Source organism: Bacillus sp. CFBP9009 (assembly GCF_036541465.1).
Taxonomy (GTDB): domain Bacteria; phylum Bacillota; class Bacilli; order Bacillales; family DSM-1321; genus Peribacillus.
This window is the reverse complement of sequence record NZ_JAZHFU010000016.1, coordinates 44,136-59,074: the sequence shown is the minus strand read 5'-3', so window position 1 is coordinate 59,074 and position 14,939 is coordinate 44,136. Positions and strand designations below refer to the sequence as shown.

Below are 14,939 nucleotides of genomic sequence, written 5' to 3'. Positions count from 1 at the left end.
TAATAACACAAAAAGAAATAAAAAGTAGTTATTTAGACGGAATTTTCCGAAAACTTCTTTTTTATTTTCATAAATCTGGTATATATAAGAGAGAAGAGTTTTTTGATCTCATCTCTTTCAACGGTAGACGGCAACCAGACGGGATGAAAATCCCCACACTGATGGCAGTTTAACTTATTGAACGAAGGAAGGGGTAATCAAATGACAAGACAAAAAAGATTAATACCTTACAAAGTTCTTGAAGTAATGGAAACGGTGAAAGAGAAGATTCCTGAGGGTGTCGAGCTTGTGAAAGCACCGGCGATTTGGGAAAAAAGCAATTATGGTGAGGGCGTGGTAGTTGCCGTCATCGATACAGGCATTGACAAGGGACATCCAGACCTCAAGGAAAGAATCATTGGCGGGAAGGATTTTACCAATACCGGGGATTATCAAGATGATAACGGACATGGGACACATGTCAGCGGTACGGTTGTGGCTGCCATTAATAAAGCTGGTGTAGTGGGAGTGGCTCCGAAAGCAAGCATATTAGCGTTAAAGGCCCTAAATGGTCAAGGACAAGGCGATATAGATTGGATTAATGGGGCTCTAGAGTATGCAATCAATTGGCGGGGACCTAATGAAGAAAAGGTTTCGGTTATTTCACTTTCACTTGGCGGACCTCCGGATGAGACTGAACACAAACTCATTCAAAAGGCCCTTCAGAACGATATCCTTGTTGTTTGTGCAGCCGGAAATAGCGGTGATGGGCGTCATGAAACGGATGAATTGGATTATCCAGGAGCATATCCCGAGGTAGTGGAAGTCGGAGCTGTGGATTTAAGCAGAAATTTAGCGGATTTTTCAAATACGAATGATGAAATTGACTTGGTGGCGCCAGGGGTTGATATTCTCTCTACGTATCCAGGAAATAAATATGCCAGGTTGAGCGGAACGTCAATGGCTACGCCTCATGTAAGCGGTGCAGCAGCTCTCTTGAAAGTGATTGCTGAAAAGGAATTTGAGCGCAATTTAACTGAAGCGGAATTATATGCACAGCTGGTGAAAAGTACGGAAGATCTGGGAATAAGCAAAAAAGCACAGGGAAATGGATTGCTTAACTTAACGATAGCGGACCAAAGAGCCGAAAAATCGATTAAGATTACCATAGAATCAGAAAACCTTAAGTTACCGAGTAAATCGGTGGTCATGGAATATTAGAAGAGACAAAAGGTGCCTCAAGAAATTGGGGCACCCTTCCATAATGATTATTTTTTAGTTTTCCTTAGAGCTGCTAAAAGCGCTACAATAGAAAGAATTAGTGATATGACAGCCAGGGTGATGATCAGCGTTTGGTTGCTATCACCTTCTGTTGTTGCTGACTCCTTTGAATTGTCAGTTGTCGTGGAATCATTAGTGTCAGCTTCATCTTTGTGACCATGGTCCGCAGGTTCTGCATCAGCCTTGGGCGCAACCGTAACTTCCGTTACAGAATGCGGTAGGTCTGAGCCTTCTTCACCGCTCCATTCAACAATTTCACCATCTTCGTAATATTGAAATGCATCCCAGGCAACTTTCGTTTCTTCTTTAGGATTTTGTGCTACGAAAGAGAATTGCTGGAATTGTCCAGCTGCTATACCTTCATCAGTTGCTGCCCAAGTTACCGTTTTTACATGCCCATCTTTGTCACCTTCTGTCGTTACTTTCCATCCCGGTACAGGCTGATAGCTTTCAAAAGTAACCCCTTCAGGAACTTTTAAAGTCACCTTTGTAGTGGCAGATTCTTTTTCGACGGGTACTTTGAGTGTATAAGTTTCCCACGCCTCAGGGGCAGATGAACTAGGCTTGACTGTAACGTGAGCATACGCTGAACCGGAAAAAATGAATAGTGCAGCAAATGTAAAAATAAGAAGCTTTGAAATGTTTTTCATTAGTATTAATCCCTCCTGTTATGAATTTCCTATGAAAATTATAAAATCAGCATTGATTGAATCCAGGTTTTCAGTTAATCCGTGAACATGGATACTCCACTTTCCTGGCATGGTTAATATAGACTTTGATGTAAATGTACCTGTGTTTTTCTCCTTCATCTGCAGCTTCATTTCACCATTTGGCGTATCCAATGGCTTCATTGTGATTGTAAGCTGCTCTATTTCAGCAATTGGCTTGCCTTCATTGGAAAGTTTTACTTGAATCAGGTTATCCCCGACTTCATTGGGGGTTACCATTAATGTAACCTCATTATTTTCTTCAGTCAGTAACGTCTTTTCGATGGGCCCGGGAGAAGACATGGCAGTTTGGACATTTGTCAGCAAAGCTGCAACGAGAAGTATGACGACCCCTAAACCAAACTCCATTCCTACACTATAACCAAGTTTTTTCGTTTGCTTTTTCCCTCGGAGAAAATGAAAGCCTCCTAAAACGATCATGACTAACATGAGACCGATTTTCGCTAGTAACAATTGGCCATATGTTGTGTTAAACAATGAATGGATAGTCGGTACATGCTGTAAACTGCTATATATCCCGCTGACAATCAGTATGATTACAAACAGAAATGTCCATTTGGAAAACCTTGAAATGATCGACCAGTAAAACGTTTTCTTATCTTCTTGGACTGCCTGCCGATCGGCTAGCCCAGGCAAAATCACCAATAAGGCCATAAGGCCGCCGAGCCATAAAGCCATGGACAATAAATGAAGGAAATCCATCAAAACGGCCAGAACCTGATTAGGAACGGCTGCTGTATGTCCAGTTAAAGCCTTACAAATCATCAAGCAGGCAATTATGATGAAAGAAAGGTAAGGTAGTGATTTATTCAGGGAGTTCTCGAGCATGAAATAAATCACTAAAAATAGAAGCAGCAATATTAGAATTTCAATGATCCAGACCGATCCAAAGTTTGTAGCATTCAATACTTCTTTTATATAACTAACTTTAAATGCATCAGTCCAACCTACGCCAGCATCAATCGTAACTTTTAAAGGCAGACTGCAGAAGATGGAAAATGCTAAACCTGCATATGAAAGCCAAAGGTATAGACGAGTTCTTCTGCTAGCTTCAAAAAGTCGAGAATCCTTCATTAATGATAATCTAAAAAAAAGGATTCCGGTTAGGGCAGCGAAGCATATGTATTGAAGACTTTGCAGGATTACATTGATGGAATTCGGAAAACTTGCATTCACTTCGGAATTTTCTTGGTCTGAAAGACCAGCTGAATCTCCGAATTGAAAGGGTATTGTTCCTTCAATGGGATGGCCATCACTCGAAACCACTCTCCATTTAATGTAGTAAATCCCTTCATCGATAGTGCCCTTCCACTTAGCTTCCAGTACTTTTTCACTTTGTTCCGAGATTGCACTGTCTTGGATTTGAATTTTGTCCCCATCTTGGCTGAATACCTCAAGCGAATGGAAAGCTGGTTGTATATTCTCACTGAATTGAATGCTGATTTTTTCAGGAAGAGTATCCATTGCTTCATTCGGGCTAGGATTAGAGCTTATTATTGTAGCATGACCAAAAGCCATTGCCGGGTTTAAAAGCAAAACGAACAGGCTGACTATCAGCCAAAAATATTTTTTCATCTTGGTGTGCCATCATCCTTTCATCAGATTATGTAAGCTTATTATAAAAGGAAAATGTGAAAAAACAGTGAAAATAAATTTGTTATCTAAAGGCAGTTTAAGAGGTTCGCTAGAAAAGTGATAACAATAAGGTTAGATGACCTGCATCCCTCCCTCCATTATAACCATAGTATTGGTTGGGGATTCCGCTTTGCACCAAAGCATCAATAGGTATCCTCCGAAAAAATCCATTAAGAAATAATTAAGGTTCCTTTGGTAACCTGGCCCTATCATGTTTGCAGGAATTATAGGAGGGATAGGCTTTGCTAAAGAAGGGATTAAAAGAAAAAAGCGTTAAGGTGATCTTGGTTGGTTCTCTTGTGGGGATGGGGACATCCACTTATATGCCCGAGGCATGGGCGGCGGAAGGCACGTCTGTCATTCAGGAAGAGGCACAAACGGTAAATAGTCTTTCAAAGCTAGAAATAGAAGGGATAGAACTGGATCAAAAATTTTCAGAAGATGTACACGATTATAGTTCGGCAGTGGGGAATGATGTGGAAAAGATCACATTGCTTGCTGCAAGTCCTAACGAGAATGCAGCCATATACGTGAATGGTGTCAAAATGACAGATGGTAAAGTGAAGGATTTAACTCTTCAAACTGGTATGAATACGTTTGAAATCACCGTCAGCGATGGGGAAAATGAAACGGTTGCCTATACTCTCAAGGTCGAAAAACTTGAAAGTGATGATAACCTTTTAACATCGATTGGATTATCAAAAGGCTCATTAACATTCGATTCTAAAGTGACAGCTTATAATGCTTCAGTTGAAAATGAAGTCCAGTCCGTTACGGTAACTCCGACATTGAGTGACAGTACCGCAATTGTAAAGGTGGATGGAAAGGATGCTACCAGTGCCGGTGTAAAGGTTACCCTTCCAGTCGGTAAGACAACGGTGAAGATTGTCGTTACAGCAGAAAATGGAGACGAAAAAACCTATACGCTTACGATTACACGGGCTGCAGCCAAGGAAACCGAATCGAAAGATGCTCCTAAAGAGAGTGAAGTTCAAAAAGAGCCATCAACAGAAACAAGTAAAACTCAACCTTCCTCGGATAAGGGGAATAAATCATCTTTAACATCAGCAGAATCCTCGGATAAGGGGAGTAAATCATCTTTAACATCAGCGGAATCCTCCAATAATCTAAAACCAAGCAGTGGTGTCAGCCAAGTGCCGAAAGCACAGCAACTTGAAAGTAATTCAACACAAAAACTGAAAACCGATTCTATAGAGAAGGTAGCGTCAGCAGATTCTTTAGGTGAGGAAGGTAATAATGCACCAGTGTTGAACAGTCTGACTGTATCAACCGGAGTATGGAACAAATCTTTTGAATCTAATGAGCATACCTATCATATCGAGGTCGATAATGATATTTCTTCAGTCGAAATGGATGCAGCGACAAATGCCAGCGGAGCAACGATTGAATATGACGGTGAGAGCAGTAAACAAGTGAAGATCAAGGATAAAGCGAAGACGGCCATTTCCGTTACCGTTTCAAAGGATGGGGAGCGCCGTACTTACGTCCTTGTTTTCGAAAAGGATATGGATGTGGAGATGGATGAGGAAGAAACCGTGGATGATGTCAAAACAAAAGAGGCGGAAGTTGAGGCTACACAAATGAGTACGGCTGGCAAGAAAGTGAGCGATACATCCAAAGATACAGAAGGTCAGGTTAATGTGAAACAGCCTGTCGAGACTGTGTCATTCTTTGGGAATATAAAGGATTTCTTCACCTCCCTGTTTAAATAGGATCGTTCTGAATCCTGCAAAAAAGGACAAGGTTTAGGCTTGTCCTCGGATTCAAAATTTTATGGGCAAAATGATTTGGACCTCGGTTCCATGGTTTAGTTCGCTGTTAAAGCGGACCTTTCCCCGATGCGCCTCGATGATTCGGCAACTGACTGTCAGTCCTAATCCGGTTCCTTTTTCTTTAGAAGAATAGAAAGGTTCTCCAAGATGCTTTATCCGGTTTTTTTCAATTCCGCTTCCATTATCTTTGATGGTGATGGAAAGGTTATTGTCCATGCGTTCAAAATCAATCCAAATGTGATCGGCGGATGCCTCCATTGAATTTTTGAGCATGTTTATGAAAACTTGTTTTAATTGGTTTCCCTCACATAATAGAAGCGGTATTTCGTTTTTAACAGATATTGATATTTGGGTGGGGTACGAGTCCGCCTCTGGTTTCAACAAGGTTTTGACATCATTCATCAGGTCGATGATTTGATGTTTGCTGAATGGAAGTTCCTGTGGTTTTGCCAGAACGAGTAACTCGCTTACAATAAGATTGATCCGGTCCAACTCACTTAACATGATTGTGTAGTATTGTTCAAAGGGATGGTCGCTCTTTTTAAGCAGCTGGACGAAACCTTTTAAAGAAGTCAGCGGGTTTCGTACCTCGTGGGCTACACTTGCGGCAAGTTCGCCGACTATCGATAATTTTTCGGTTCTTCTTAAGCGTGCTTCGGTTTCCCGGATTTGAGTGACCTCTTTAGCATAAGTAATGATTCCGACTAAATCCTCGCCAACCATCATCGGGACAAACGTACAAGAAAGTAAGATGGACTTCCCGTACTTCGTCAGGAATTCTATATCTTTCCCTTTTTTGATCCCCTTATGGTTTTCCATGACATATTGGCAAGATGTACGGATCAATTCCGCGTCTTCTGCTGAAAAGTTCAAATTAATGAATGAGGCTCCATGTATTTCTTCCTGTTGAAAACCTGTTACCGTTTCAAATCTAGGATTCACGGTCGTGATCATTCCGTTTAAATCAAGCATCAGCATCGGATATGGGTTGTGTTCAAACAATGATTTATAGCGTTGTTCACTTTCGAATAATTGATTCTCCGCGACAACCCTTTCAGAAATATCCCTGCCAATGACGACTAAGCCTTTTCGTGAACCATCCTCATTGAACAGGGGAACTTTGATCGTATCAAAGGTCTTGTGATTGCCATCGGGAAGAGGGATGATTTCCTCACACCGTGTGATTTCCCCTTTTACCCACGTTTCTTCATCGGAAACTTCACAGTAGATCAACGACTCTTTATAAAATTCGGAGTATTCGGCGAGCTCACTGTCTCTTTTTCCCTTATAATCTACATGCTCCAATTGAAATAATTGCAGCCCGAAGGTATTGGATTCAAGCCATCGGCCATCACCATCCTTGAAGTTAACGAAATCAACCATTGAATTGATGAGTGTACGCCGACGTTGTTCCGCTTCTTTTAATTGTTTGAATTCTTCCCTTTTAGCTAAATAAAGATATAAGACCAAGCCTATTGATAAAAGGAAAACAAAGCCTTCCACTCTTTGCAGTTGAACGAAGACTTCCTTGTTATGGATATTTGTAGTTAAAAAATAGTCGAATACGACTAATGTAAGAATCCCGGATAGGATATATATTGCTAAGATGGAGCGTTTGGACATGGAGATTCTCCCTGATTTTAAGACATTACAAAGGTAAAATTACATACACATTTTAAGACATTACAAAGGTAAAATTACATACACATTTTAACAAACTATCGGAAAAAAATATATGCAGAATCTCTAAATAAAAAAACAGGGGCCAATGTGGTCACCTGTTTTTTCTGAAGAAGGTTAGTTTCTTCTTCTTTTTTGCACGCTTATAGATCAAGAAGAATAGTAAGAAGAGGAGTGCAAGAGCAGCTAGCGTATATTGGTTCATTTCAACAGATAGCAGTCCATAGGGAATCAGTGATAGGAAGAAAAAGTATATAAGGTTGCCAAGTGCCGTCGCCAATAAAAAGTCTTTGAAAGTGACGGTGCTGACTCCGGCTGCCAAGTTAATTAAGCTTGTTGGGATAAGCGGGAAAATCCTGCCTGTAAACACGTACATGAAGCCATGCTCCACTACAGATTCTTGCCACTTTTCACCAATCTTCTTTAAAAGAAGCTCCTGAAACCAGTTTCTTGCTGCATAAAAAATGAATCCTGAGGCAACAACACTTGTAAACCAACTCCATAGATAGCCATATATGAATCCGAATATCGTGACATTGATGGTCAGGAGCAAAATTAAGGGGATGATTGTAAAAGAATTTTGTACAAACATCAATACGAATGTCACAATAAATGTAAGCAAAAGATTTTCCTTCAATATGCCAATCACAGAATCCAAATCACTTTTCCAAACCAAAGTGAACAGTTCTGCATTAGAGTATATAAAAATTGCGATTACAAGTAGACCGATTATGGTCAGGACTTTTTTCAAAGGGCCACCACCATTCTTACTAATAGTTTATCATTTTCGAGTTCAATGGTGAAAAAAAAGAGCTGCCGCATCATGCAGACAGCTCTTTTCCATTATAGTGGCTTAACGGCGCGAAGATTCCTTTTAAAGCCACTTTTCAAACTGAATTCTTTTGTTCATTCCATAAATGATTGGCGCTCCAATCAAAAGGACAACGAACTCACCGACAGCTGTAGTCATCCAGCTTAGCCAGAATGGCAAGCCAAAGGCAAGGTTCAGTTCAATTGCAATTAAAAACATTGTGAACGTGAAAAAGATAATCGTAGCGATCATACGTCCTTTAATGCCTTTTATGAAACGAGAAACATAAATGACAAGCAATAAGGCGAGCAGGGATTGGCCCACCCCAAAAATCAAATCATATGGCACCATCGGCGAAAAGAGCAGATTCGATATGAAGACTCCGCCAACGATACCGTAGATATACTTTTTATTGAATACAATCAGATGATTCAACATTTCCGGTACACGGAATTGGAACATCTCAAAAGCTATTGGTTTAAACACCAATGAGACCACCACATACAAGGCAGCCAATAACCCGTTTATCACGAGTGTACGAACATTCATTTTACTCTCTCCCTAGTTTTTTATCGTGGGATGGTTACGAACCACGTGTAGGCGTTTATCCGATTATTAATAGTATCCCATGTAAGCTTGTTTCGTCAATTTGTAAAGAATGGTTTTAATTTATTAGTTTCCAAGCAGGAGAAGTAGCACAATAGGATTTTGATTTATTGCAATGAAGGATGATATTATTTCAATATGTACGTCAAAGGAGTGAATATAAAATGTCGATCGAGAGTGTCAAAAGCCATTTTAAACAATGGAATCGGGAAGGCGACGTAAAGGAGTTCGAAACATCGAGTGCCACGGTGATTGAGGCAGCGGAAACCATCGGTGTTATCCCAGCGCGGATTGCTAAGACTCTTTCCTTTAAAGGGGAAGGTGAACACGCGATTTTGGTAGTTGCCGCAGGGGACGCCAAAGTGGATAATAAGAAATTTCGTCAGACATTCGGTTTCAAGGCACGAATGCTTTCGCCTGAAGAAGTGCTTGCACAGACCGGCCATGCAATTGGAGGCGTTTGCCCGTTTGGTCTGGCAAACGATTTAGCTGTTTTTCTTGATGTATCGATGAAGCGCTTCGAGTCATTGTTCCCGGCTTGCGGCAGTGCGAACTCTGCAATAGAACTTACACTCGCTGAATTGTTTGAATATTCAGGTGCGAAGGATTGGGTGGATGTTTGTAAGGGTTGGGAAGAAAAGGAGAATGAGGAAACGGCGGTAAGCAATGCAGTTGATGGCATTTGATTAATGTGTCAAAAAATTAGATTCACATGAATGGGATTGAGTCCACTGCAGTGGACTTTATTTGTGGGGCCTTATGCATTTCTATGATTAAAGCGGAAAACGGGCAGAAAGTGTTCCTGAGCGGAGGTTGAAAGATGTTAAATGGAAGCGAAAGAAAAAGCAATAGCAGCTATCTTAGTCTTAAAACTCTTTATGAAGAAAATATAACGGTTAAGAGCATTGCCCAGGAGCTTGAGTTTTGCCATAAAAATGATCTGGCGCTGGATATTCAGAAAGCATTGGAAAAAAAGAATTTTGATATATTGGCAGTCCAAGATCAAGGGGAAATCATCGGGTATATCGAAAGGGAAGAACTAGGTGAAGGAAGTATTTCTGAATATATGAGAAACTTTTCACCAAGGGAAATGGTTTCGGATTCAACCCCTTTGATCCAGCTTCTCCATATTTTCAAGAATAAAACAAGGGTGTTCGTATTGGAGAATAATTCAATTAAAATGTTGATTACCCATGCCGACCTTCAAAAGCCTCCGATCAGGATGCTGATATTCGGATATATTACCTTATTGGAAATGAGGATGAGCGATATCATCCTGGATAGATTCGGCGATGGCAGCTGGTATCCAATGATCAGCGAAGACCGTTTAGAAAAGGCAACCGAATTATATAGAAGGAGAATTGATAAAAATGAGGATATCAATATAATAGAGTGCCTGCAAATCAGTGATAAATTCGATATCATACATAAAGATAAAGAATTGAGGTGCTTCTTCCAAATCCCTTCGAAAAGTAAAGGGAAGAAGGATGCGAACGCCATCCGGAAATTACGGGATAAGATTTCCCATGCTAATGAACTGGGTCTGGACATGTCATGGATGGAAATCATCGAGGTTGTCGAGTCCTGCGGCCGACTGCTCGAAATCTCTGAATCCTATCCTTACGAAAAGTAAGATCCGGCTAATCATGCTGGTTGTTTTTTAGCTCATCCAGACAGAAAAAAACTGCCCATATCAGGCAGTCTCCCCGAAAATTCAAAACTCCGGCAGTTGATCCAGGTTATTTTCCTTTATCCCATCGGGCTCACTCCGCAATATGTCACGTCCATATTTATGAAAGACGTCAACATTGGCCAGGTTGCCCGCCTTTGCTTCCGAAAGGGCTGTGGGGTAGTCGAGTTCGCGGCCGGAGTTCGTCTTGATGGCGATAATATTGTCCTCTTCATTTTTCCTTACGGCGATGATTTCTTCTTTTCCTGCTGAATCAGGTTGGTTTGCTTGCGGTGTTCCTTGCTGTTTATATGATTCATAGGCTTTTTCAAATTGGTCCATGTTTTAGACACCTCCTATTTATAGGGTGAGCTATTTTTTCTGCAATATACAAACCGGATTTCGTCCAACTTGAGCCGTTAATTCGTCCAAATGGGCCGATTTTTCGGCACTTTTTTTTGTGATTGCTGTCTTCTTGGCCTTTTTGCAGTGGCATGGCACTTGCATCTATTAATAAGTAGTAGCAGGTTTAAGTAGTGCAAGTTTAAGTAGTAGCAAGAAATAATATCCACTGGATTAAGGGAGGAAAATGAATCATGAATGTAAAACAAGGGGCAAGCACTGTAAATGCAAAACAACAGGTCAAGACAATGAAAGCGGCGGTCGTCAATGAATTTAACCAAAAACTTGAGATTAAAGAAGTACCCATCCCGGAATTGGAATATGGTGAGATATTAGTGAAAATTAAAGCCTGTGGCGTGTGTCATACCGATCTACATGCGGTACATGGTGATTGGCCGGTAAAACCCAAGCTTCCGCTTATCCCCGGACATGAGGGTGTGGGCATAATAGAAAAGGTGGCAGAGGGCGTAACTTCCTTGAAAGTGGGTGACCGTGTTGGGATCCCTTGGCTTTATTCGGCCTGTGGCGATTGTGAATATTGTCTGACTGGAAGGGAAACGCTTTGCTTGGATCAATTGAATGCAGGCTATTCCGTGGACGGCGGGTATGCGGAATATTGTAAAGCACCTGCCAAATATGTGGTGAAGGTTCCTGAAGGGCTTGACTTTGCGGAGGTATCACCGATTTTCTGTGCAGGTGTAACGACTTATAAGGCGCTTAAGGTATCAGAAGCAAAACCTGGTGATTGGGTAGCGATTTATGGAATTGGCGGATTGGGACATGTTGCCCTGCAATACGCAAAAGCGATGGGCTTTAATGTCATTGCTGTCGATATTCAAGATGATAAGCTTGATCTGGCAACGGAACTGGGGGCGGATTACACGGTTAATGGGCTTAAGACCGATCCTGTACAGGCCATAAAGGATAAGGTTGGCGGTGTGCAGGCATCCATTTCTGTAGCGGTTACGAAAAAAGCATTCGAACAGGCTTACAGTTCAGTCAAGAGGGGCGGCACACTTGTCGTAGTTGGATTGCCGAATGATGAACTTCCAATCCCGATTTTTGATACAGTGTTAAATGGGGTAACTGTAAAAGGGTCCATCGTCGGGACGAGAAAAGATTTACAGGAAGCTGTTCAATTTGCGGCTGAGGGTAAAGTCAGAACGAATATTGAAACAAGAAAGCTTGATGAAATCAATGACGTGTTTTCAATGATGGAAAAGGGGGAAATCAACGGCCGCATCGTATTGACGCTAGAATAGGAACAGAGGAGGAAGCCCTGGAACGGGGCATCCTCCTTTTTATTATGTCTGGCTCTTCTCATTTAATATATAGCGCAATTTCCTTATGGATATCTGCAAGCGTTTGGCAGCTTCATTCCGGTTGCCGTAGGTTTTTTGCAGTGCCTGCATGACGAGCTCCTTTCCAATTGTCGATTGAAGCTGTTTGATTTCCGTAAGGATTTCTTCAAGCATCAGTTCATCCTTCTCATTAAAATCAGCCACCAGCCTTTTTCGCCACTCTTCAAGAAGGTTTTCAGTTGACTGAATCTCATTAGGTGACACATTTTTGTCAGGAGTGATCTGGCTGTTGGATAGTGAGATATCATTGGCGGTTATTACCGACTTATTGTCTGCAAGAGTTAGCGTGCGCATGACCACATTAGAAAGTTCGCGTATGTTGCCTGGCCAGTTGTATTGTTGTAATTTTTCAATGGCTTCATTGGAAAAAGAAATATCTCCTTGACCATTTCTCTCAACCAAGTGACGGACAAGCAACGGAATATCCTCTTTTCGGTTCCTTAATGGCGGGATATCCAGAGTCACGACGTTCAGTCGGTAAAATAGGTCTTCCCGGAACTTATTTTTGTCCACTGCCTGCTGCAGGTTTTCATTGGAGGCCGCCACTAACCGGGCGTTCGTCCGTAATGTCCCGCTGCTGCCAACCCGCATGAATTCCCGTGTTTCTAAAACCCGAAGCAATTTGACTTGAATGGCGGGACTCGCATCCGCAATTTCATCAAGGAAAAGCGTCCCGTTCCCTGCAATTTCGAAAAAACCCTTTCGCAGCTGGGTCGCGCCTGTGAAAGCTCCCTTTTCATGACCGAATAATTCGCTTTCCAGCAGGGATTCAGAGATCGCTCCGCAATTGATGCCGATGAAAGGTTCATGGTTCCGGGGGCTGGCAATGTGGATGAAGCGGGAAAGCACTTCTTTACCGCTTCCAGTTTCTCCTTCAATTAATACATTGACGGATTTTTGGGCCACCTTGAAAGCCGTTTCAATCAAATTCTTCATTAAAGGACTTTCACCGACAATGAGTCCTGAATCCTCGGCTAGCTTATGGATGAAATGCTGATTCAAAGCTTCATTTTCATTCAATAGGTTGTCAATCTGCCTTTCCAGTACTTCAATATCCACGAAGGGTTTTTCCATGTAATCACTCGCGCCAAGTTTCATGGCATCAACGGCGGTCTTGACGGTGCTGTATCCGGTCATGATCAGTACCTTGCAACGCGGCTGCAGTTGTTTTAGATGCTGAAGGAGGGAAAGTCCATCACAATCCGGAAGCTTCAAATCTATCATTGCGACATCAAAACGCTGCTGATTCCAATCGATCTCATGAAACTCCTTGCCGCTATTCACAACTTGTACGAGGTAACCTTTCATCGTAAAAAGGCGGGATAGAAAAGTCCCAACCTCTTTCTCATCGTCTACCACAAGTAAATGAACCACTTTATCATCCCCTTTCCTCTCCTTGTAAGGGAAGCCTCAGGAAAAAAGTGCTTCCTTGTCCTGGTGTGCTCAATACGTCGATCATTCCGCCATGGTCTTTGGCGATGCCGAGGCTTACAGACAGCCCCAAACCTGTACCTTTTTCACGGTCTTTAGTCGTATGAAAGGGATGGAATATGAAGGGCAGGCGTTCTTTTTCAATCCCCGTTCCGTTATCAGTCACCTGAACCACCATGAACTTGTTTTCTGTATAGGTAGTGATCGCAATTGATTTTTCCGTTTGGACGGACTCATCTAATGCGTCCTTGGCATTCAATAGCAAGTTGATGATGATCTGTTCTATCTGCGGCTGGCTGCCCTTTATGAAAGGAAGGTCTTCCTGAAGGGTAAGATGGAGGGAGATTTGCTTCTTCCCAAGTTGGAACTTCAAAAGGTTCAGGACCTGGTTAATGGCTTCATTAATAGAATAATAGTGGAATCTATACTCATCCTGCCTTGAAAAGGTAAGCAGGCTTTTCACTATTTGCCTGCATCGGTCTCCGCAAATCTTGATATCGTCCAATAGCATATAATCCGGATTGTCCTTTGGGGTTTTCCGTAATAAAATTTGCGAGTTACCAAGAATGGCCGTTAATGGGCTATTCAATTCATGGGCAACCCCAGCTGCCATTTCACCAATCGCTCCAAGTTTCCCGGCATGCAATAGCTGGACTTCCATCTGTCTTCTTTCGGTGACGTTTTTATAATAAGCAATGACCCCATATACTTGATGCTCCTTATTTTGAATCGGGTAGGCATGCATTTCCAAGATGGTATCATGCTGAAGGAGAATTTCCTGAAACCCTGGCTTATTACATGTAAAGGTATCTTGAATCAGAGATTGGGATTTTTCAATTAAAGCAAGCAGGTCGGAAAAGTCCCTGGCTGAATCATTGGATTGATAGACCGTTCCTTTGTGATCAAAGACGATGATCATATCTTCAACTGCCTTGAATGTATCCTCCCATTCCTGTTTGGAATGAAGAACTTCCTTATAAAGCTGGGCATTCTCCAAAGTTAACGCGAGCTGATTGGATAGTTGCTCAAGAAATTCGAGTTCATCATCATGCCATGTTTTCTTTTTCTTCCTGCCGAAAGTCCAAATTCCGATTTTTTTACTTTTTCCGTATAAAGGGACTAATAGAAGTGATTCGATTTCAAGGGATAATAGACGTTCCTTTTCTGGAAATTCCGGTAACCGTTTAACTTCCACCTGAATCGGCTGTTTGTCCATCAAGGCGGAAGAGAAATCCTGAAAAGGGTGTAACAAGTTTTTGGGATCAATTTCAAGTTCGCAGTGACCATTAGGGCAGATGTGAAGCAGGGCAGGTTCTTCCTCATACAATATGACAAAATGACTGTCATCGAAGGTAATGAGCTGCTTAAGTTTTGCAATAACATTTCGGAGAATCTCTTGGATGTCGATGTCCATATTCATATTTTTAGTGATGTCATTCATGATTTCAAGCTGCATATTCTTCTTCTTCAGCTGATCCACGGTTTTCTTAAGTTCCGTGTAATACGTTTTCTTTGAAGATTTAACGCCTGTCATTAAATCTATCATTTCAAGTTTGTTCATGC

The 14,939-nt window shown here is 41.7% G+C and carries 13 protein-coding genes and 1 riboswitch; of the genes, 5 read left to right on the top strand and 8 right to left on the bottom strand.

What is annotated here, in order from left to right:
• The first annotated feature begins 201 nt into the window (after positions 1-201).
• Positions 202-1,200: a S8 family peptidase gene (locus V3595_RS24010; RefSeq protein WP_485910150.1), complete on the top strand. Its 999-nt coding sequence runs from the start codon at positions 202-204 to the stop codon at positions 1,198-1,200.
• Positions 1,201-1,247: 47 nt separating this feature from the next.
• Here the strand turns inward: V3595_RS24010 and V3595_RS24005 are convergent, their stop codons facing one another.
• Both V3595_RS24005 and V3595_RS24000 read right to left on the bottom strand, forming a co-directional pair.
• On the bottom strand, positions 1,248-1,910 hold the full coding sequence (locus V3595_RS24005; protein ID WP_485910148.1) for a YcnI family copper-binding membrane protein: 663 nt from the start codon (positions 1,908-1,910) through the stop codon (positions 1,248-1,250).
• 18 nt (positions 1,911-1,928) lie between these two features.
• The gene (locus tag V3595_RS24000; protein WP_485910146.1) at positions 1,929-3,563 is read right to left on the bottom strand and encodes a copper resistance protein CopC; all 1,635 of its coding nucleotides are present in this window, start codon (positions 3,561-3,563) and stop codon (positions 1,929-1,931) included.
• A gap of 302 nt (positions 3,564-3,865) precedes the next feature.
• Here V3595_RS24000 and V3595_RS23995 point away from each other — a divergent pair, with 302 nt between their 5' ends.
• Positions 3,866-5,356, top strand: a complete 1,491-nt coding sequence (locus V3595_RS23995) for a cadherin-like beta sandwich domain-containing protein (protein ID WP_485910144.1) — start codon at positions 3,866-3,868, stop codon at positions 5,354-5,356.
• Positions 5,357-5,407: 51 nt separating this feature from the next.
• Here the strand turns inward: V3595_RS23995 and V3595_RS23990 are convergent, their stop codons facing one another.
• The 3 genes from V3595_RS23990 to V3595_RS23980 form a co-directional block, all read right to left on the bottom strand.
• A complete protein-coding gene (locus tag V3595_RS23990; protein ID WP_402905732.1) occupies positions 5,408-7,039 on the bottom strand; it encodes a PAS domain S-box protein in 1,632 nt (543 codons plus the stop codon).
• Positions 7,040-7,190: 151 nt separating this feature from the next.
• Positions 7,191-7,847, bottom strand: coding sequence for a TVP38/TMEM64 family protein (locus V3595_RS23985; protein ID WP_485910142.1), 657 nt, complete (start codon positions 7,845-7,847; stop codon positions 7,191-7,193).
• A gap of 123 nt (positions 7,848-7,970) precedes the next feature.
• The gene (locus V3595_RS23980) at positions 7,971-8,456 is read right to left on the bottom strand and encodes a QueT transporter family protein (RefSeq protein WP_485910140.1); all 486 of its coding nucleotides are present in this window, start codon (positions 8,454-8,456) and stop codon (positions 7,971-7,973) included.
• A gap of 6 nt (positions 8,457-8,462) precedes the next feature.
• Positions 8,463-8,507, bottom strand: a riboswitch (PreQ1 riboswitch).
• Between the two features lie 170 nt (positions 8,508-8,677).
• On the opposite strand from V3595_RS23980, the gene V3595_RS23975 reads away from it, so the two are divergent.
• A complete protein-coding gene (locus tag V3595_RS23975; RefSeq protein ID WP_485910138.1) occupies positions 8,678-9,199 on the top strand; it encodes a YbaK/EbsC family protein in 522 nt (173 codons plus the stop codon).
• Between the two features lie 134 nt (positions 9,200-9,333).
• Positions 9,334-10,146, top strand: coding sequence for a hypothetical protein (locus V3595_RS23970; RefSeq protein WP_485910136.1), 813 nt, complete (start codon positions 9,334-9,336; stop codon positions 10,144-10,146).
• 81 nt (positions 10,147-10,227) lie between these two features.
• Here the strand turns inward: V3595_RS23970 and V3595_RS23965 are convergent, their stop codons facing one another.
• Positions 10,228-10,524, bottom strand: a complete 297-nt coding sequence (locus V3595_RS23965; protein WP_214745573.1) for a DUF3892 domain-containing protein — start codon at positions 10,522-10,524, stop codon at positions 10,228-10,230.
• Positions 10,525-10,832: 308 nt separating this feature from the next.
• On the opposite strand from V3595_RS23965, the gene adhP reads away from it, so the two are divergent.
• Positions 10,833-11,846, top strand: a complete 1,014-nt coding sequence (gene adhP / locus V3595_RS23960; protein ID WP_485910212.1) for an alcohol dehydrogenase AdhP — start codon at positions 10,833-10,835, stop codon at positions 11,844-11,846.
• A 42-nt stretch (positions 11,847-11,888) separates the two neighbouring features.
• On the opposite strand, the gene V3595_RS23955 is transcribed toward adhP, so the two are convergent.
• Both V3595_RS23955 and V3595_RS23950 read right to left on the bottom strand, forming a co-directional pair.
• Positions 11,889-13,319, bottom strand: a complete 1,431-nt coding sequence (locus tag V3595_RS23955) for a sigma-54-dependent transcriptional regulator (RefSeq protein WP_485910134.1) — start codon at positions 13,317-13,319, stop codon at positions 11,889-11,891.
• A 4-nt stretch (positions 13,320-13,323) separates the two neighbouring features.
• The gene (locus tag V3595_RS23950; RefSeq protein ID WP_485910132.1) at positions 13,324-14,937 is read right to left on the bottom strand and encodes a GAF domain-containing sensor histidine kinase; all 1,614 of its coding nucleotides are present in this window, start codon (positions 14,935-14,937) and stop codon (positions 13,324-13,326) included.
• Positions 14,938-14,939: the final 2 nt, after the last annotated feature.